15 protein-coding genes are annotated in these 17,947 nt (G+C 59.1%); 6 read left to right on the plus strand and 9 right to left on the minus strand.

Annotated elements, in window-relative coordinates; translation table 11 throughout:
* Positions 1–3: 3 nt before the first annotated feature.
* Complete coding sequence (locus QRN48_RS00740; RefSeq protein ID WP_081955424.1) at positions 4–234, plus strand: PA3496 family putative envelope integrity protein; 231 nt, start codon at positions 4–6, stop codon at positions 232–234.
* Here QRN48_RS00740 and QRN48_RS00745 read toward each other — a convergent pair.
* On the minus strand, positions 188–1,138 hold the full coding sequence (locus QRN48_RS00745) for a LysR family transcriptional regulator (protein WP_285348371.1): 951 nt from the start codon (positions 1,136–1,138) through the stop codon (positions 188–190). The genes QRN48_RS00740 and QRN48_RS00745 overlap by 47 nt on opposite strands.
* 195 nt (positions 1,139–1,333) lie before the next feature.
* On the opposite strand from QRN48_RS00745, the gene QRN48_RS00750 reads away from it, so the two are divergent.
* Positions 1,334–2,749 carry an acetyl-CoA carboxylase biotin carboxylase subunit gene (locus QRN48_RS00750; RefSeq protein ID WP_037016831.1) on the plus strand — a complete coding sequence of 472 codons (1,416 nt, stop codon included), beginning with the start codon at positions 1,334–1,336 and terminating at the stop codon, positions 2,747–2,749.
* A 102-nt stretch (positions 2,750–2,851) separates the two neighbouring features.
* Entirely contained in the window at positions 2,852–4,660 is a 1,809-nt protein-coding gene (oadA, locus tag QRN48_RS00755) for a sodium-extruding oxaloacetate decarboxylase subunit alpha (protein WP_191944194.1), read from the plus strand.
* A 123-nt stretch (positions 4,661–4,783) separates the two neighbouring features.
* Here oadA and QRN48_RS00760 read toward each other — a convergent pair whose 3' ends face one another.
* The 4 genes from QRN48_RS00760 to QRN48_RS00775 all read right to left on the minus strand — a co-directional run bounded on the left by QRN48_RS00760 (position 4,784) and on the right by QRN48_RS00775 (position 7,258).
* Entirely contained in the window at positions 4,784–5,371 is a 588-nt protein-coding gene (locus QRN48_RS00760) for a hypothetical protein (protein ID WP_191944193.1), read from the minus strand.
* 105 nt (positions 5,372–5,476) lie between these two features.
* Positions 5,477–6,160, minus strand: coding sequence for a GNAT family N-acetyltransferase (locus tag QRN48_RS00765; RefSeq protein WP_285348374.1), 684 nt, complete (start codon positions 6,158–6,160; stop codon positions 5,477–5,479).
* 17 nt (positions 6,161–6,177) lie between these two features.
* A complete protein-coding gene (locus tag QRN48_RS00770) occupies positions 6,178–6,624 on the minus strand; it encodes a GNAT family N-acetyltransferase (protein WP_191944191.1) in 447 nt (148 codons plus the stop codon).
* A complete protein-coding gene (locus QRN48_RS00775) occupies positions 6,617–7,258 on the minus strand; it encodes an FMN-binding negative transcriptional regulator (RefSeq protein WP_285348376.1) in 642 nt (213 codons plus the stop codon). Before QRN48_RS00775 ends, QRN48_RS00770 begins: the two co-directional genes overlap by 8 nt.
* 88 nt (positions 7,259–7,346) lie before the next feature.
* On the opposite strand from QRN48_RS00775, the gene pdxR reads away from it, so the two are divergent.
* The gene (gene pdxR / locus QRN48_RS00780) at positions 7,347–8,903 is read left to right on the plus strand and encodes a MocR-like pyridoxine biosynthesis transcription factor PdxR (RefSeq protein ID WP_285348378.1); all 1,557 of its coding nucleotides are present in this window, start codon (positions 7,347–7,349) and stop codon (positions 8,901–8,903) included.
* Positions 8,904–8,986: 83 nt separating this feature from the next.
* The gene (locus QRN48_RS00785; RefSeq protein WP_285348379.1) at positions 8,987–10,198 is read left to right on the plus strand and encodes a YeeE/YedE family protein; all 1,212 of its coding nucleotides are present in this window, start codon (positions 8,987–8,989) and stop codon (positions 10,196–10,198) included.
* Between the two features lie 106 nt (positions 10,199–10,304).
* Here the strand turns inward: QRN48_RS00785 and tkt are convergent, their stop codons facing one another.
* On the minus strand, positions 10,305–12,416 hold the full coding sequence (tkt, locus tag QRN48_RS00790) for a transketolase (RefSeq protein ID WP_191944187.1): 2,112 nt from the start codon (positions 12,414–12,416) through the stop codon (positions 10,305–10,307).
* A gap of 235 nt (positions 12,417–12,651) precedes the next feature.
* Here tkt and QRN48_RS00795 point away from each other — a divergent pair, with 235 nt between their 5' ends.
* On the plus strand, positions 12,652–13,551 hold the full coding sequence (locus tag QRN48_RS00795) for a bestrophin family protein (RefSeq protein WP_285348380.1): 900 nt from the start codon (positions 12,652–12,654) through the stop codon (positions 13,549–13,551).
* Between the two features lie 87 nt (positions 13,552–13,638).
* On the opposite strand, the gene QRN48_RS00800 is transcribed toward QRN48_RS00795, so the two are convergent.
* The 3 genes from QRN48_RS00800 to QRN48_RS00810 all read right to left on the minus strand — a co-directional run bounded on the left by QRN48_RS00800 (position 13,639) and on the right by QRN48_RS00810 (position 17,752).
* Positions 13,639–14,643, minus strand: a complete 1,005-nt coding sequence (locus QRN48_RS00800; RefSeq protein ID WP_285348382.1) for an asparaginase — start codon at positions 14,641–14,643, stop codon at positions 13,639–13,641.
* A gap of 31 nt (positions 14,644–14,674) precedes the next feature.
* The gene (locus QRN48_RS00805; protein ID WP_191944185.1) at positions 14,675–16,129 is read right to left on the minus strand and encodes an alanine/glycine:cation symporter family protein; all 1,455 of its coding nucleotides are present in this window, start codon (positions 16,127–16,129) and stop codon (positions 14,675–14,677) included.
* A 198-nt stretch (positions 16,130–16,327) separates the two neighbouring features.
* The gene (locus tag QRN48_RS00810; protein ID WP_191944184.1) at positions 16,328–17,752 is read right to left on the minus strand and encodes an aspartate ammonia-lyase; all 1,425 of its coding nucleotides are present in this window, start codon (positions 17,750–17,752) and stop codon (positions 16,328–16,330) included.
* Positions 17,753–17,947: the final 195 nt, after the last annotated feature.

Here is a 17,947-nt window from a genome sequence, read left to right on the forward strand (position 1 = left end):
GATATGCCTCGGCACTACGATGACTCGCACCAGCACAGTACCTCCAGCAGCAAGACTCGCCGCCAGCAGGAAGACCAGCGCCGCATGGCGTTTCGGCGTGCAATCGAGAGCCACTCCGAAGAGCGCCGTTTGAACCAGGAACTCTCCGACTACCTGGATGGCGCGTCTGCTCATTTCTGGCAGGGCGTTAGCGCTTCGGAAGGTGGCCATCAAAGCGCGCGACCAGCTCGCTGATCTGCGTACGCTCGGTCCGGATGAAATCCAGGAACGCATGAGCGACCGGCGACAGACGTTTATCCCGGGCTTGTACGACGCACCAACTTCGATACAGCGGTAATTCGGCCACTGGCAGCTCGATCAGCATGCCGGTGGCCAATTCCAGGCTCAGCGCATGACGTGTCAGTAGCGCAACGCCCAGCCCCGCCACCACGCATTCACGCTGCGCCTCGGCCGACGACACCTCCAGGGTGTGCTCGAAATGAATGCGCTTTTCCTTGAAGTACTCCTCGCACGCTTTCCGTGTGCCCGAGCCCTGTTCGCGTACCACCAATGTTGCCGCCTCAAGGTCCTTCAGCGAGAGACCCGGCGACAAGGTGAGCGGATGATCAGGACGAGCCACGGCGACAATGGGGTTGTTCAGAAAGGGCAAGAATTCCAGTCCCATGTCCTGGGGGACCATCGACATCACCACTAGATCATCACGGTTGTCCGAGAGGCGCCGTATCACTTGAGCCCGGTTGACGACGGTAAGCTTGAGCATCACCTCCGGGAATCTGCGCTTGAATGCTGCGAACAGGTGGGGAACGAAGTACTTGGCACTGGATTCGATCGCCAGCTTAAGTTGCCCCTGCAGCGAGCCCTGCATGTCCGACAGTTGCATGTCGAGATTTTCCAGCCGGCCGAAGATGTCCCGGCTGGCCAGTTGCAGTGCCTCTGCCGCTTGTGTGAGATAGAGCTTCTTCCCCACGTACTCAAATAGCGGCTGGCCCACGCATTCCTCAAGCTGGCGAATCTGTAGGCTCACAGCCGGCTGTGTCAGCGACATCTCTTCGGCGGCCCGGCTGTACGAGCGTAGGTCGCACACCTCGTTGAAAATGCGCAGCTGGCGCAATGTCATGCGCATCAATGACTTACGCATATTTTTCCCATTCTCGGCAGAGCAATACTCGCAACTATAAGGTTTTACTTATGGTTCACCCAATTTTTACTCACTTTTGTTAATTGCTGATCCGTCATAGGGTGGCTTCACCCGCATTGCAATACGCGGTAACGGAATGTCATGCGGCATGGGCCAGACCTCTGGTCCATCCGCTAATCGGTCGAGGAAATTCCAGTGATAAAAAAAATCCTGATCGCAAACCGGGGGGAAATCGCGGTCCGAATCGTGCGCGCCTGCGCCGAGATGGGCATCCGCTCAGTGGCGATCTACTCGGAAGCCGACCGGCATGCGCTCCACGTGAAGCGCGCGGACGAAGCCTATGGCATCGGCTCGGAGCCGCTTGAAGGCTATTTGAACCCGCGCAAGTTGGTGAACCTCGCGGTAGAAACCGGCTGCGATGCTTTGCACCCTGGCTATGGATTCTTATCGGAGAACGCAGAGCTGGCAGAAATCTGCGCAGAGCGAGGGATTAAATTCATCGGCCCGTCCGCTGAAGTCATCCGGCGCATGGGGGATAAAACCGAAGCCCGCCGCAGCATGATCAAGGCTGGCGTCCCGGTCACCCCGGGCACTGAAGGTAACGTCGCAGACATCGCTGAAGCGTTGATTGAAGGTGACCGCATCGGTTATCCGGTCATGCTCAAGGCCACCTCGGGTGGGGGCGGTCGTGGCATTCGTCGCTGCAACAGTCGGGAAGAACTCGAGCAGGCATTTCCGCGGGTTATTTCCGAGGCCACCAAGGCGTTTGGCAAGGCCGAAGTCTTTCTCGAAAAGTGCATCGTCAACCCCAAGCACATCGAGGCGCAGATTCTCGGCGACAGCTTTGGCAACGTCGTGCATCTGTTTGAGCGCGACTGTTCCATCCAACGCCGCAACCAGAAGCTCATCGAAATCGCCCCCAGCCCTCAACTGACACCCGAGCAACGTGCCTACATCGGCGATCTGTCCGTGCGTGCAGCCAAGGCGGTGGGCTACGAGAACGCCGGCACCGTGGAGTTTCTGCTCGCCGAGGGCGAGGTGTACTTCATGGAGATGAATACCCGGGTTCAGGTCGAGCACACGATCACTGAGGAAATCACCGGGATCGACATTGTGCGCGAGCAGATTCGGATCGCCTCCGGGCTGCCGCTGTCGGTCAAACAGGAAGACATCATCCATCGCGGCTTCGCGTTGCAGTTCCGGATCAACGCAGAGGACCCGAAAAACGGTTTTCTGCCGAGCTTCGGCAAAATCACCCGGTACTACGCGCCGGGCGGCCCTGGTGTGCGAACGGATACGGCTATCTATACCGGCTACACCATTCCACCGTATTACGACTCGATGTGCCTGAAGCTGATTGTCTGGGCGCTGACCTGGGAGGAAGCGATGGACCGTGGCCTGCGGGCGCTCGATGACATGCGTTTGCAGGGCGTTAAGACCACGGCCGCGTACTACCAGGAGATCCTGCGCAACCCGGAATTCCGCAGCGGGCAATTCAATACCAGCTTTGTTGAAAGCCACCCCGAGCTGACTAATTACTCGATCAAGCGCAAGCCTGAAGAGCTCGCCCTGGCCATCGCCGCCGCCATTGCCGCCCATGCGGGCTTATGAACACGTTAGCTGCAAGCGACAAGTGGCAAGCTGCAAGGAAGAGCGCGATCGGCTTTTGCTTAAGGCTTGCAGCTTGGCGCTTGCAGCTCTGAGGAGATAAAAATGACCAAGAAGATCCATGTCACCGACACCATTCTGCGCGACGCCCATCAGTCCCTGCTGGCGACCCGTATGCGCACCGAGGACATGCTGCCGATCTGCGACAAGCTCGACAAGGTCGGCTATTGGTCGCTGGAAGTGTGGGGTGGTGCAACGTTCGATGCCTGCGTGCGCTTCCTGAAAGAAGATCCATGGGAGCGCCTGCGTCAGTTGCGCGCTGCGCTGCCCAATACGCGGTTGCAAATGCTGCTTCGCGGTCAGAATCTGTTGGGGTATCGCCATTACAGCGACGACGTCGTCAAGGCATTCGTCGCCAAGGCTGCAGTGAACGGGATTGACGTTTTCCGCATTTTCGACGCGATGAACGACGTGCGAAATCTGCGCGTTGCGGTTGAGGCAGTGAAGGCTTCCGGCAAACACGCGCAGGGCACCATTGCCTATACCACCAGCCCGGTGCACACCATCGGCGCGTTTGTGGCGCAGGCCAAGGAGATGGAGGCGATGGGCTGTGATTCTGTCGCGATCAAAGACATGGCGGGTCTGCTGACCCCGTATGCGACGGGTGAGCTGGTCAAGGCACTGAAGGCCGAGCAATCGCTGCCGGTGTTCATTCACTCTCACGACACCGCAGGCCTGGCCGCGATGTGCCAGCTCAAGGCAGTGGAAAACGGTGCGGATCATATTGATACCGCCATCTCCAGTTTTGCCTGGGGCACCAGTCACCCGGGCACCGAATCCATGGTGGCGGCGCTCAAAGGGAGCGAGTTCGACACCGGCCTGGATCTGGAACTGCTGCAGGAAATCGGCTTGTACTTCTACGCCGTGCGAAAGAAGTATCACCAGTTCGAGAGCGAATTCACTGCGGTCGACACCAGGGTGCAAGTCAACCAGGTGCCGGGAGGCATGATTTCCAACCTCGCCAACCAGCTCAAAGAGCAGGGCGCATTGAACCGCATGGCTGAAGTGCTGGCGGAAATTCCACGTGTGCGCAAAGACCTGGGTTACCCGCCCCTGGTGACCCCGACTTCGCAGATCGTCGGTACCCAGGCGTTTTTCAACGTGCTGGCAGGAGAACGTTATAAAACCATCACCAATGAAGTGAAGCTTTATCTCACCGGAGGGTATGGCAAGGCGCCGGGGCAAGTGGACGAGACGCTGCGTCGGCAGGCCATCGGCAATGAAGAGCTGATCGATGTGCGCCCTGCCGATCTGCTCAAGCCGGAGATGACTAAGCTGCGCGGCGAGATCGGTGCATTGGCCGCCACCGAAGAAGACGTGCTGACGTATGCCATGTTCCCGGATATCGGGCGCAAGTTTCTCGAAGAACGCGCCGCAGGCACCCTGGCCCCAGAGCCGTTGCTGCCCATCCCCGAGCCGGGCGCGGTGACCAAGGCGGGCGGCGAGGGCGTACCGACTGAGTTCGTGATCGACGTCCACGGCGAAAGCTACCGCGTCGACATCACCGGTGTGGGCGTCAAAGCCGAGGGCAAGCGTCACTTTTATCTGTCCATCGACGGCATGCCGGAAGAAGTGGTGTTCGAGCCGCTCAACGAATTCGTCGGCACGGGCATCGGCAAGCGTGCTCAAGCCAGCAAACCGGGGCATGTGAGCACGACCATGCCAGGCAATATTGTTGACGTGCTGGTGAAAGAAGGCGACAGCGTGCGTGCGGGACAGGCTGTGCTGATTACCGAAGCGATGAAGATGGAAACCGAAGTGCAGGCAGCGGTTGCCGGCAAGGTTGTGGCGATTCATGTGGCCAAGGGTGATCGCGTGAACCCGGGCGAAATTTTGGTCGAGATTGAAGGCTGACCTTTCGCTGAAGAACAACAGCCTGCCGCGCACAGACGCGACAGGCTGAACAGTTACCTCTGGGGGAGCTCTCGTGGCTCCTCTTTTTTTTGCTTTGTATCTACTCTGGGTTACCAGCGGCAGTCATTTTTTATAGCTTTTCTGAAAGGCATGCAGGATGTCTTTGAACGTAGCCTTGCCTCTGCCGATCAAGATCATTTTCTCTTCCTGCATGTAGCTGAGCTTGACGTAGAGCAAGGTGCCCTTGGCCTTTTCCGCAGAAGTCAGGCCGTCGAAGGCTTTCTGGAGTGTGGCGAGCTGATCAGGCGCGCCGATAAGTGTTGACCAATCCGGTGCGGGGATCAATTTGCCCAAAAAGTCGGCGACGCTTGAAAGCAGCTCGTTGGCGGGAAATACCCCCGAGAATCGGGCTTTTGGTGTGTATGGGCTGATGCCCATGTAGAGGTGCGGGAGGCTTTTGATCGTCGATTCGACACCGCGCGTTTGGTGGTTTAGCAGGAATTCAATGACCTGCACCGCCGTGCCGACAATCGCCAACGACTGCACGCCGACCGCATTATCGGCGAAAAGATAGTGACCGTTGGAACCGGCGACGGCTTTCTTGAGCAATCCTCGATCAACGATCACGCTTCCGTATTTACCGCTGCTAAGGACGGGAGCCGGTACGCGCCATGGGTTTTCAGGGGTTTTCTGGGCATTAAGGGTTTGCATGTCGTCTTCCTTGAATGGTTAGGGTGTCCACTTCCTGTGAACACGCTTGACGATAGCCTGAGCTTTTTGTGCCTGTGAGAGTCACGCAGCGTTTTCGGACGTTTCCTACTCAGTCAGGGGCTGGCCACGCAGCTCTTCCAGCTTCCTCACCTGCTGGCCGTTGTCGAAGTTATCCACACCCAGCCATGCGTCGAATGCCCGCTCCACCTCTGGCCACTCGCTGTCGATGATTGAATACCACGCGGTGTTTCGGTTCTGTCCCTTGGAGACTGCATGCTGGCGGAACGCCCCCTCGAACGTGAAGCCGAAGCGCTCTGCCGCGCGCTTGGAGCGGGCGTTGTCGGCGTTGCACTTCCACTCCAGCCGGCGATTGCCCAGCGCAAAGGATTCCCTGGCCAACAGATAAACCGCCTCCGTCGCTTTGGGCGTGCGTTGCATGGAAGCTCCAAAGGTTACATGACCAATCTCAATGCGGCCTGCGCTCGGGACAATGGACATCAGGGCAAGAAAGCCGTCGATGTTGCCCGTCTGTTGATCGACGACGGTATAGAACCAAGGGTCTACCGAGCCTTCCAACCCTGCGAGATAGTCATCGAATGCGTTGCGCTCAGGAAACGGCCCTACGAACAAGTAATCCCACAGCCTGGGGTCAGCTGTCGGACCTTCCAGTGTTTCCCATAACCCATCGCCATGGCGGGCGGCGCTCAGTTTTTCCAGGCGAACAAAGCGCCCTTGCAGCGTGCGAGTGTCAGGCAGTTTGGCGGATTGCCAATGGTTGAGGTCCGACATGTCGAGAATTCCTGGTGCTACAGCGGTTTGCGAAATTGGATGAAGCCCGGGCGCTCAGCGATACGCTCATAGAGCTGAATGGCGGTGGCGTTGGTTTCGTGGGTGAGCCAGTGAACCTTGTCGGCACCGTCCCGCTTGGCCGTTGCGTACACGTACTCGATCAGCCTGCGGCCGACGCCCGTGCCGCGCTGGTCCGGCGCGACCAGCAGATCCTGTAAGTAGCACGCATTGCTGATGCTCCAGTTTGAACGGTGATAGATGAAATGCACCATGCCCACCGCTTTGCCGTCCTGCCAGGCAAGAGCAGCATGGGTGGGTTCGTTGCCATCCAGAAAGCGCTGCCAGGTAGTCTGGCTGACCGTCTCCGGCAGCGTCGTTTTGTAGAAGCTCAGGTAGGCCGTCCACAAGGGCAGCCAGACGTCGTGATCATCAGCGGTTATAGGGCGGATATCGAGGTCAGACACGCGGCGTTCCTTGGCTCATCAATTGAGCGATGTGTTGATCGGAGGGGGTTGGGCTCTGCGCCAGCCCTTTGCTGACGCCGGCAATGTCTTCGGCGCTGCGGTTCTGGTTGAGCTTGCGCTTGCCTTCCAGCCGGGCAATGGGGAGTGCGAAGCCGACAATTCCGTTGAGCATCTTTTCGATGTAATCAGCGGGCGCGTCACTGACGGCCCATGGCTCGGCGCGGCTGGCTTCATGTTTTTCGGTGAGCCCGCTGACAATTCGCAACAACCGCTCGTGATCGGTGAACACTTCAGCCTGACCATAGGCGTGCACCGCCAGGTAATTCCAGGTCGGCACCACTTTGCCGTGCTCGGCTTTGGCCGGGTAGAACGAAGGGCTGATATACGCATCGGCGCCGCTGAAGATCACCATAACCTCAGTGCCTTCCTGCACATCCCGCCACTGAGGGTTGGCCTTTGCGAAGTGCCCATACAACGTTCCGTTATCCCCCTCATCAGGACGCAGAAGCAAAGGCAAATGGCTGGCTTGCAACCCTTGCGACCCTGAAGTCACGACCAGGGCCAGCCGCGAGCCTTCTATCTGGGCGTGCAGAACGGGCAATTCGTTTTCTTTGAAATGAGCAGGTAGGTACATAAGCTTTTCCTTGGCGGCTGGCTCAATACTAGGCACGCTATTGGTCAGATAAAAGGACCATTACCCGTCCATTAAGTAGGACCAATTAATGCCAACGCCCGCTCTTTCCCTTGCGTTCGACTTCGCCGGTATTCAACTCGACCCCAGGCAGGGCTTGAGCCGCCAGCTGTATCAGCAACTGCGCCAGCGGGTGCTGGATGGCAGGCTGGACAGCGGCATGCGCCTGCCTGCCAGTCGTGATCTGGCGTCGGCGCTGGGTATATCGCGCAATAGCGTCATGCGCGCCTACGATCAGTTACTCGCCGAGGGGTTCATTGAGGGCCGAGTCGGTGATGGCACGTATGTGGCGCAACTTCACAAGGGTGCGAAGGATGGAAAGATTCTATCCACACAGTTGTCCACAGGGTTAACCACAAGCTTACACACAGGTTTATCCACAATCAGACCGTTTTCAGCGGCCGATTCGGATAATGCATTTATCCACAAGCCCGGAATTGAGCGGCTGAATCTCCACCATCTAAGCGCGGTGAAAACGGGCGCTCCAAGGGCGTTTCGTGTTGGATTGCCGGCCGTTGATTTATTCCCGTTTGCGGTGTGGGGCAAGCTGCAAGCGGCTTTTTGGCGCCGGCCTGATCTTCATCGATTAGGTTACGGAGACCCTGCAGGAGAGAGGTCTTTACGGGAGCTGATTGCGGTTTATCTCAAAACCTCTCGCGGGTTGCACTGCTCGGCTGAGCAAATAGTGATCACCAGCGGCGCGCAGCAGGCGATTACCCTTTGTGCACAGCTGCTGTTGACGCCGGGCGATGCGGTGGCAGTTGAAAATCCGGGGTATCGCGCTGCGGGCCATGCGTTTGGTATAGCGGGCGCCACGTTGCGTGGAGTCTCCGTCGATAATGAAGGCATGTGCTGCCGGGAGCTTGATGGCACCAATTGCACGCTTGCTTACGTCACGCCTTCGCACCAATACCCGACGGGGGTCACGATGAGCCTGAGCCGCCGTCTGGAATTACTGGCATGGGCGGCGCGCACGGGTGGCTGGATCGTTGAGGATGACTATGACGGAGAATACCGTTACAGCGGCGCGCCACTTGCACCCTTGGCCGCTCTCGATAAGCATGGGCGTGTTCTTTATGTGGGCACCTTCGGCAAGGTCGCATTCCCTGCGTTACGTCTGGGCTACCTGGTGCTCCCGCGGGAGCTGGTCGAGCCTTTTAGCCGGCGCCGTGCGGTCGATATGCGGCATTCAGAGGTTGCCACACAGGCGGTCATGGCTGAGTTCATCGCGGCCGGACACTTTCAGCGGCATATTCGCCGTATGCGCCGCGCTTCGCTCAGCAGGCGCAATGCGCTGCTCGCCGCCTGGCCAAGCGATCTTGCGGGATGCGGCCAGATGCCGATTCCCGTCGCGGGGCTGCACGTTGCGGTAAAGGTGGACAGCGTAGCGCGGGAGCGACACCTAATAACGCTCGCGGAAAGTGTGGACGTCGAGATCAACCCACTCAGCGATTACTGGTTGCCCGACTCTGCTATGCCTATGGATCAGAGAGCGGGCCTGGTGCTTGGGTTTGCGGCGGTACCGGAGCCAGATATCGCATCAGCGTTAATGCGACTGCGTGGGGTATGGCCAACGGGATCGCGATGAGGCACGGGAAGATAGATGGCACGTTATCAGGCTGGCACCGGCGTATAATCGCCCGCATTGCAATCCTTCTTCCGAGATACCTCATGAGCCTTCCTCTATCCCTGGCGCCGCAGCGCAAGCTGGGCGCGCCGTTGATCGCCTTCTTTTTGTTGGTGGTTGGTGCACTGTTTCTACAATCCGCCGTGGGCGGCAGGCAAGTGTTGTTGCTGATCGTAGGCGCAGCGCTGGGTCTGACGCTTTACCACGCTGCCTTTGGTTTCACGTCCGCATGGCGGGTGTTTATCAATGAGCGCCGCGGCGCCGGTTTGCGCGCGCAGATGGTGATGCTGGCGATTGCGGTCGTATTGTTCTTCCCCGCGCTGGGTGCGGGCACCTTGTTTGGAACGCCGGTGACCGGTCTGGTCGCCCCGGCGGGAGTGTCTGTTGTCTTCGGCGCGTTCATCTTCGGCATCGGCATGCAAATGGGTGGCGGCTGCGCATCCGGCACGCTGTTTACCGTCGGTGGGGGAAACGCGCGGATGCTCGTGACCTTGCTGTTCTTCATCATCGGTTCGCTGATCGCGACTCACCACGTCGACTGGTGGTTCTCGTTGCCATCGTTTCCGGCGACGTCCATCGTGAAAAGCTTTGGGGTAATCCCCGCATTGCTTATCAGCCTGGCGCTGTTTGCAACTATCGCCTGGGTCACCGTCAGGCTTGAAAAGCGTCGGCATGGCGATCTGGAAGCTGCTGTCACGAGCGAACACGTTGGTGTGCGGCGCTTTTTCCGAGGTCCGTGGCCTCTGGTGTGGGGAGCCGTGGCACTCGCGCTGCTCAACTACGCCACGTTGGCGCTGGCCGGTCGGCCATGGGGTATTACCGCAGCGTTCGCACTCTGGGGTGCAAAAGTGGCCGGTGGTCTGGGTGTTGATGTGGCGAGTTGGCCGTTCTGGCAGATGCCGGCGAACGCCAAGGCATTGGCAGCGCCAGTCTGGGAAGACATCACCACGGTCATGGACATCGGCATCATGCTGGGTGCCGCATTGGCAGCAGGCCTTGCAGGACGATTCGCCCCAAGTTTGAAAATACCGACGCGCTCGCTGGCCGCCGCTGTCATTGGCGGTTTGTTGCTGGGTTACGGTTCGCGGCTGGCGTACGGCTGTAACATCGGCGCCTACTTCAGCGGTATTGCCTCGGGTAGCGTGCATGGATGGTTGTGGCTGATCGCTGCCTTTGCCGGCAACGCGGTGGGTGTGCGCATCCGCCCGTTCTTCTTCGAAGGCGAGCGGCGCCCCACTGTTTTGACAGGGTGCTGATCAAACCAGCAGCAGAGATGAAGCCGCGCTTGCTTGCGGCGCTGAGCGTCTGGTCATTTTCAGGCCAGACACTCCTTGCCCCCAAGCAAGCGCATCGGCGCTGCGTTTAACCGGCCAGTTGCTCTTTCGCCACTTTGGCGATGTTCTGCGCAGTAAAACCGTACTTCGCTTGCAGCTTGTCGATCGGAGCGGATGCCCCGAAGGTGTTCATCACGACTTTGGCGCCGGTCTGACCGACATAGCGATCCCAGCCCACAGGGCCTGCTTGCTCTACCACTACTCGTGCGGTGACAGAAGGTGGCAGCACGCTGTCACGATAGGCCTTGTCCTGATCTTCAAACAGCTCCCAGCTCGGCATGGACACGACCCGTGCGGCAATGCCCTGCGCCTTGAGCGTCTCGAATGCTTCGACGGTCATGCCGACTTCGCTGCCGGTAGCAATCAGGATAACGTCCACCTTCCCGGCGACCGCATCGGCAAGCACATAAGCGCCCTTGGTAAGGCCCTCGGCGCTGGCGTATTTCGAGCGATCGAGCGTTGGCAATGGCTGACGCGACAGCACCAGACAGGAAGGTCTGCTGGTCTGGGCCAGTGCGACTTTCCAGGCCTGCGCCGTTTCATTGGCATCACCCGGACGGATTGTCAGCACACCTGGAGTAGCCCGCAGTTGGGTCAACTGCTCAATGGGCTGGTGCGTCGGACCGTCTTCTCCCACGCCGATGGAGTCATGGGTGAAGACAAACACTACCGGCAATTCCATGATCGACGCCAAACGAATGGGCGGCTTCATGTAGTCGCTGAACACCAGAAACGTCGAGGTGTAGGGGCGGATATAGGACAGCGCCAAGCCGTTTGCGATGGAGCCCATGGCATGTTCGCGAATACCGAAATGCAGGTTACGCCCGCCGTAATTGCCTGCTTCGAAGCTGCCCGCTCCATCAAACGTCAGGTTCGTCTTGGTCGAGGGCGAAAGGTCCGCCGAGCCGCCGATAAGCCACGGAATTTGTTCCGCGAAGGCATTCAGCACCTTCCCGCCAGACGCCCGGGAGGCGATGCCTTTTGCGTCCGCTTCAAAAGTCATTTGTTTGTCTTGCCAGCCTTCTGGCATTTCACCGGCACGCATGCGCTTGAGCTGATCCGCAAGCTCAGGCTGGTCCTTCTCGAATTGCTTGTAGGTAGCAAGCCAGGCGTCATACTCGCTGCCGCTACGTTCCAACAGCGCGTCGCGCAGGCGGTGGCGAGCGTCTTCCGGCACCAGGAAGCTGCTGTTTTCATCCCAGCCGTAAGCCTTTTTCGTCAGCTTGATTTCGTCATCGCCCAGGGGCTCGCCGTGTGCAGCTGCGGTGTTGTGTTTGTTGGGCGAGCCGAAGCCAATGATGCTGTCGACCACGATCAGCGTTGGCGCGTCTTGGGTTTGCTGAAAGGTTTGAAGTGCATTCGCCAGGGCGGCGGCATCGTTGGCGTCTTTCACGTGGAGGGTTTTCCAGCCGTACCCTTCGAAGCGTTTCTGCACGTCATCGCTGTAGGCGAGTTCAGTGTGGCCCTCGATGCTGATGGTGTTGTTGTCGTAGATCCAGCACAGATTCGACAGCTTGAGGTGCCCGGCAATCGATGCCGCCTCCGCCGTCACACCTTCCATCATGTCGCCATCGCCGCACAGGACGTAAACGTTGTAGTCGAACAGGGTCGCATCCGGCTTGTTGAAGTGCTCGCCCAGCCAGCGCTCGCCCATGGCCATGCCCACGCTGTTTGCGCAACCTTGCCCCAGCGGGCCGGTCGTGGTCTCCACTCCAGTGGTCATGCGGTATTCAGGGTGGCCCGGGGTCTTGGAGTCCATCTGGCGAAACTGCTTGATGTCCTCAACGCTCACGGCCGGCTTGCCCGACGGTTTCCCATGCTCATCGATCTCGATCACGCCGGCCAGGTGCAGCAACGAATACAGCAGCATCGACGCGTGACCGACCGATAGCACGAAGCGGTCGCGGTTCGGCCAGTCGGGATGCTCAGGGTGATAACGGAGGAAGTCTTTCCACAGCGTGTAGCCGACCGGGGCCAACGCCATGGGCGTACCGGGGTGGCCAGAATTGGCTTTTTGCACCGCATCCATGGCCAAGGTACGAATCGTGTTGATGGTCAGTTGGTCGCGGTCGTTGTGCGGCGTGAAGGGACGCGCGGCGGCGGATCGTTCGGTGGAGTGAGAGTTGGCAGACGAGCTCATTAACATTCTCCTCGTGACGGGTAGCTGAAACATCCAGATAGGTGTTGAGCCCCTGAAGGCTGTGATCGTTCCATGAACAATCTGTCAGGCGATCCGGTGGAGAAGCGATTCAGCTTCCGCGATTATCTGGTTACATATAGCCTGCTCCAGCAACGAACGAACTTGCCCAGACGCATTCGAAGCTTTGGGTCGAGCCTTTGCCGACTGATTCAACGTATTGCGATGGAGGTGGCTCTTGCAGGAAATGATCATCAAGAAGTACCGCGCCATGATCAGGACGTTTACCTACATTGGTTGGTCTCTGTTCTGGCTTTTGATTTGGGACGTGGTCGTCACTGTCGACTTCATGCTTTTTCTGGATCGCAAGATCACCTTGCCGTCCATGCCCCTGACCCTGCTGGGTTCTGCGCTGGTCGTGCTCACCAGCTTCCGTAACACCAGTGCTTACAACCGGTGGTGGGAGGCGCGCACGTTGTGGGGAGCGCTGGTCAACAACTCACGCAGCTTCGCACGACAAGTGCTGACATTCATTGATGACGGGGACGGGCTGAACCCGGTCAAGGCAGCACTCTTGCGCCGGCACGTCGCCTATGTTGAATGCCTGTCAGCTCATCTGAAGGGCAACGATTGTGGCGAACACGTCACCGCCATGATTTCCCGCGAAGAGTATGAGCGGCGTACGCGCACCAATAACTTCCCCAACGCGATCCTTAATGAATCTGCGGCGATCATTGCGCAGGAGTACAAGGCGGGGCGTCTGGACAGCATCCGGCTGGAGCGGCTGGAGGCGACCTTGGTGGAGTTGTCCAATAACCAGGGCGGGATGGAGCGTATCGCCAATACGCCGTTGCCCTATCCTTACGTGACGTTCCCGCGCCTGTTCATCACGCTGTTTTGCATCATCGTCCCTATCGGGCTGGTGGAAACGCTGGGATGGTTCACGCCGTTGGCATCGACCGTGGTCGGTTTCATGCTGCTGGCCATCGAGAAGATCGGCACCGACCTGCAAAGCCCTTTCAAGGCCTCCGAGCATGAGATCCAGATGAAAGCGCTGTGCGAAAACATCTCGGGCAATCTGAACTCGATGCTGCAGGACGCGATAGAAAAGCGGCCGGTTGAGGCTGTTCATCCGTAATAAGCGAGTAACCGTTGGCATGAGCCGCATCAAGGATTGATACGGCTCTGCGGGAGCGCCACTCGAGTCCACCCGAGAGCTGAGCCCTTAGCGCAACTCCCCACAGATATCGAGCTCGACCCAACGGCGCACTTCATCCCCATCCAGTCCGGTGCCGAGCAGCGCGTGCAGCTTGCCGAAAGCCGCTTCACGGGTCATGCCACCCCCTGACAGCACGCCGACACTGCGCAACCGGCTGCCAGCCTCATAAACATCCAGCTCTACGCCGCCTTCGTGGCACTGGGTGATAGCGACCACGACGACGCCTTGCTGCCGCGCCCGTTGCAGGCTGGCGAGAAAATCGGCGTTATCGCTGGGGCCTGTACCGTTGCCGAAGCACTCCAGCACCAGACCCTGTATGCCGCTGTCGATCAAACCGTCGAGCTGTGCCGCGCCAATGCCGGGGAACAGTGGCAGGACGGCAACATTCGCCAGATCCCTTGGCTGGCGATAATCGAGAGCAGCGGGCAGAGCCGGTGCCACCTTGCCGCCGCGAGCGCGGTTGAGCGCAGCAAATGGATTACGGCCAAAGCTTCGAATCTTGGCGCAACGCGTCGGCTCCAGCAGTTCGCCGTGGAAATACAGATGCACGCCAGGCGCAAGCCCACTTCCAAGCGCCTGCAGAGCGCCGTTGACGTTTTCCCAGGCATCGCTGTCGGGTACGCCCGCGGGCAGCATGGACCCTGTGAAAACCACAGGCGCATGCAAGCCCGACAGCTGAAAGCTCATGGCCGCTGCGCTGTACGCCAGCGTGTCGGTGCCGTGCAGAACCAGCACCCCGTCGCACCCGGCGATATCGACGGCATCGACCACCGCTTCGCGCAAACGCTGCCAATAGGCAGGGGTCATATTGGCGCTGTCGATCAAGGGAGACATTTCACGGAATGTCCACTGCGGTACGTGCACATTCGGCTGTGCAGTGAGTTGCGCAGCCATTCGGGCTTCAAAGCCGGAAGCAGGGGCAAGACCGTTTTCGCTGGCCTGCATCCCGATGGTTCCACCGGTATACAAGACCATCACATGGCTGGCGGATACGTGGTTTACGCTGTTCATGCCTGTCTCCCCGAGATCGACGTTCAAATAATCAAGACGCGTCTACGACGGGCTTGCCATTGATCGCTGTAGCGGTTGCCGCAGGCTGAGCGGTACCAGGCTTGGGCCAGGCCTGCAGGTCCAAATCCAGGTCAGGGAACTGGCTGGAGTCGAACACTGGCGTCTTGATGCCGGCTTTACGCTGAGCATCGTAGTCGTTCAATACCCGCAGCGCGATTTTGAACAGCATCGCCAACGCGATCAGGTTAACGAACGCCAGCAGGGTCATAGTGATGTCGGCAAACGCGAACACCGTCCCCAGGTCTTCGACCGCACCCCATAGAATGAGCGCGAGCACCAGCACACGGTAGCCGAAAATCGCTTTGCGGTTTTCGCCCAGCAGGAAGCGCAGGCTGTTTTCACCCAGATAGTAGTTGTAGAGAATCGAGGTGAACACGAACAGTGCCAGTGCCACGCTGATGAACAACTTGCCCCAGTCACCCACAACGGCGGCCAGAGAGTTCTGCGTCAGGGCAATGCCGTCGCCCTCGAAACCCGGGGTATAGAACCCGGACAGCAGGATCAGCAGGGCGGTGCAGGTGCAGATGACGAAGGTATCGAGGAACACGCTGAACGCCTGGACGACGCCCTGTGCAACGGGATGCTCAACGTGCGCAACGGCTGCCACGTTTGGCGCGCTGCCCAGACCGGCTTCGTTGGCGAAGACGCCGCGTTTTACGCCCATCACGATGGCGCTGCCGATTAGCCCGCCAAACACTTCATCCATACCGAACGCGCTTTTGACGATGGTCATCAGCATGTGCGGCACGTGTTCGAACTGGACGCCGATGACGTACAGCGTGACCGCAATGTAAACCAGCGTTTTGATTGGCACCAGCAGGTCGGCCACTGCAGCGATGCGTTTGATGCCACCGACGAATACCAGCCCCAGCAGAATTGCCAGGCCAACACCGGCATAGCCCGGCGAAACCTTGAACGCATCGTTGAGCGAGTGAGTCACGGCGTGGGATTGCAGGCCGTTGAAGGCGAAACCGAACGTCACCAGCAGCAACACCGCCATGATCATCCCCAGCCAGCGCTTGCCCAGGCCGTGCTGAATGTAATACGAGGGGCCACCGCGGTATTGGCCTTCGGCGTCGCAGCGTTTGTAGAGTTGGCCGAGGGAGCATTCAAAAAAGCTGCTGGCCATGCCGACCAGAGCGGTGACCCACATCCAGAACACGGCACCGGGCCCACCCAGGGTCACAGCAATACCGACGCCTGCGATATTACCGGCACCCACGCGCCCGGCGAGGCTCAGCATCAGGGCTTGAAATGAGCTCAGTTGCCCCGCGCTGCTGCGCAGGCTGTCGCGGAACACTGAAAACATGTGAAAGAAGTGACGGAACTGAACGAAACGCGAGCGAATGGTGAAATATCCACCGAGCCCTACAATGAGCACGATCAGTACTTTTCCCGAGAGGAAGTCGTTGATGACTTCAAGCATTGGTGTTTCCTCGCTTTCTTAGAGGGTGCGCACTATACCGGTGCGCGTTATTGGAGTCTTTATCCGGTTTGTTGCAAGCCGACGTAACGCAGGCAAAAAAAAGGGCCTGGAAGCATGTGCTTCCGGCCCTCAAAAGGGTGAGGGGTGTCTAGACCCTCAGCCTGGTGATCCTGATGCAATTGACGCAGGGGCCGGAGATCAAGCCTTCAAAGGCACGAGTCTTGGCGCAATCATGTTCTCGGGTCGCAGGATGTCCGCCAGCATGACGTCATCAAGCAAGCCCTCTTCACGCACCAGCTCCAGCACACCGCGGCCTGTTTCGAGGGCGACGCGGGCAATGCGGGTGGCGTTTTCGTAACCGATGTAAGGGTTCAGCGCAGTGACGAGGCCGATGGAGTGCTCGACCAACTCGCGGCAGCGCACTTCGTTGGCCGTGATGCCGACGATGCAATGCTCGCGCAGCATGTCCATGGCCCGTTGCAGCAAGCGGATCGAGTCGAAGATCTTGTAAGCGATCAGTGGCTCCATCACGTTCAGCTGCAGCTGTCCGCCTTCGGCGGCAATGGTCAGTGCCAGGTCATTGCCCATGATTTCGAAGGCGCACATGTTTACCGCCTCCGGGATCACCGGATTGACCTTGCCCGGCATGATCGAGCTGCCCGGCTGACGCGCAGGAAGATTGATTTCGTTGATCCCGGTGCGCGGGCCGCTGGAGAGCAGGCGCAGGTCGTTGCAAATCTTCGACAACTTGACTGCAGTGCGCTTGAGCATGCCGGAGAACAGCACGAAAGCGCCCATGTCTGACGTCGCTTCGATCAGGTCGGCGGCCGGTACCAGCGGCTGGCCGCTGATGGTCGCAAGGCGTTGCACGGCGAGGTGCTGATAGCCCGGGTCGGCGTTGATGCCGGTACCGATCGCGGTACCTCCCAGGTTGACTTCGGTCAGCAGCTCGGGCGCCAGAGTGCGCAGGCGGTTGAGGTCTTCGGTCAACGTCGTGGCGAAGGCGCGGAACTCCTGACCCAAGGTCATCGGAACGGCGTCTTGCAGCTGGGTTCGGCCCATCTTAAGTACATGATTGAACTCGTGGCCTTTGGCTGCGAATGCCTGAATGAGGCTATTGAGGCTGGCGAGCAACGAGTCGTGGCCCAGGAGCAGGCCCAGGCGGATGGCCGTCGGGTAGGCGTCGTTGGTGGACTGGGCCATGTTCACGTCGTTGTTGGGGTGCAAATAGTTGTATTCACCCTTGGCGTGGCCCATCGACTCCAGGGCGATGTTGGCGATGACTTCGTTGGCGTTCATGTTGGTGGACGTACCGGCGCCACCCTGGATCATGTCCACGACGAACTGGTCATGAAAATCGCCACGGATCAGCCGTGCGCACGCTTCGCTGATGCCCGCGTGCTTGTCGGCGCTCAAGTGCCCGAGTTGATGGTTTGCGTCTGCTGCAGCCTGCTTGACCATCGCCAGCGCTACGACCAGCTTCGGGTAATGCGAAAGCGGAACGCCAGACAGGCGGAAGTTATGCACTGCGCGCAGGGTCTGGATGCCGTAATACGCTTCAGCGGGGACTTCGAGAATGCCAAGCAAGTCTTTTTCGATGCGAAATGATGCAGCGGAGGACATGATAGAGAACGTCTCAAGATGGGCACGGACTGAGCCGGAACGCCGCTGATACTAGGCTTGAGGCTTATGCTGGACCAATGCTGTTAAACGCTGCCCTATGCACAAACGGCATAATGTCGATGTGACGACAGGGCAGTGGCAAGCGTATGAACCTTTAGGGAGGCCGCGCTTGCGCATTGCGGTCACGCAACTTTT

Origin of the sequence: Pseudomonas sp. ME-P-057, assembly GCF_030208975.1 — a bacterium.
Taxonomy (GTDB): domain Bacteria; phylum Pseudomonadota; class Gammaproteobacteria; order Pseudomonadales; family Pseudomonadaceae; genus Aquipseudomonas; species Aquipseudomonas lutea.

Excerpts from the sequence above, each read along its gene's own strand:
- QRN48_RS00785 (WP_285348379.1), top strand. The coding sequence starts at position 8,987 with ATGAGCCTTCCTCTATCCCTGGCGCCGCAGCGCAAGCTGGGCGCGCCG.
- QRN48_RS00745 (WP_285348371.1), bottom strand. The coding sequence starts at position 1,138 with ATGCGTAAGTCATTGATGCGCATGACATTGCGCCAGCTGCGCATTTTC.
- QRN48_RS00810 (WP_191944184.1), bottom strand. The coding sequence starts at position 17,752 with ATGTCCTCCGCTGCATCATTTCGCATCGAAAAAGACTTGCTTGGCATT.
- QRN48_RS00760 (WP_191944193.1), bottom strand. The coding sequence starts at position 5,371 with ATGCAAACCCTTAATGCCCAGAAAACCCCTGAAAACCCATGGCGCGTA.
- QRN48_RS00740 (WP_081955424.1), top strand. The coding sequence starts at position 4 with ATGCCTCGGCACTACGATGACTCGCACCAGCACAGTACCTCCAGCAGC.
- pdxR (WP_285348378.1), top strand. The coding sequence starts at position 7,347 with ATGCCAACGCCCGCTCTTTCCCTTGCGTTCGACTTCGCCGGTATTCAA.
- QRN48_RS00805 (WP_191944185.1), bottom strand. The coding sequence starts at position 16,129 with ATGCTTGAAGTCATCAACGACTTCCTCTCGGGAAAAGTACTGATCGTG.
- QRN48_RS00775 (WP_285348376.1), bottom strand. The coding sequence starts at position 7,258 with ATGTACCTACCTGCTCATTTCAAAGAAAACGAATTGCCCGTTCTGCAC.
- QRN48_RS00800 (WP_285348382.1), bottom strand. The coding sequence starts at position 14,643 with ATGAACAGCGTAAACCACGTATCCGCCAGCCATGTGATGGTCTTGTAT.
- oadA (WP_191944194.1), top strand. The coding sequence starts at position 2,852 with ATGACCAAGAAGATCCATGTCACCGACACCATTCTGCGCGACGCCCAT.
- tkt (WP_191944187.1), bottom strand. The coding sequence starts at position 12,416 with ATGAGCTCGTCTGCCAACTCTCACTCCACCGAACGATCCGCCGCCGCG.
- QRN48_RS00765 (WP_285348374.1), bottom strand. The coding sequence starts at position 6,160 with ATGTCGGACCTCAACCATTGGCAATCCGCCAAACTGCCTGACACTCGC.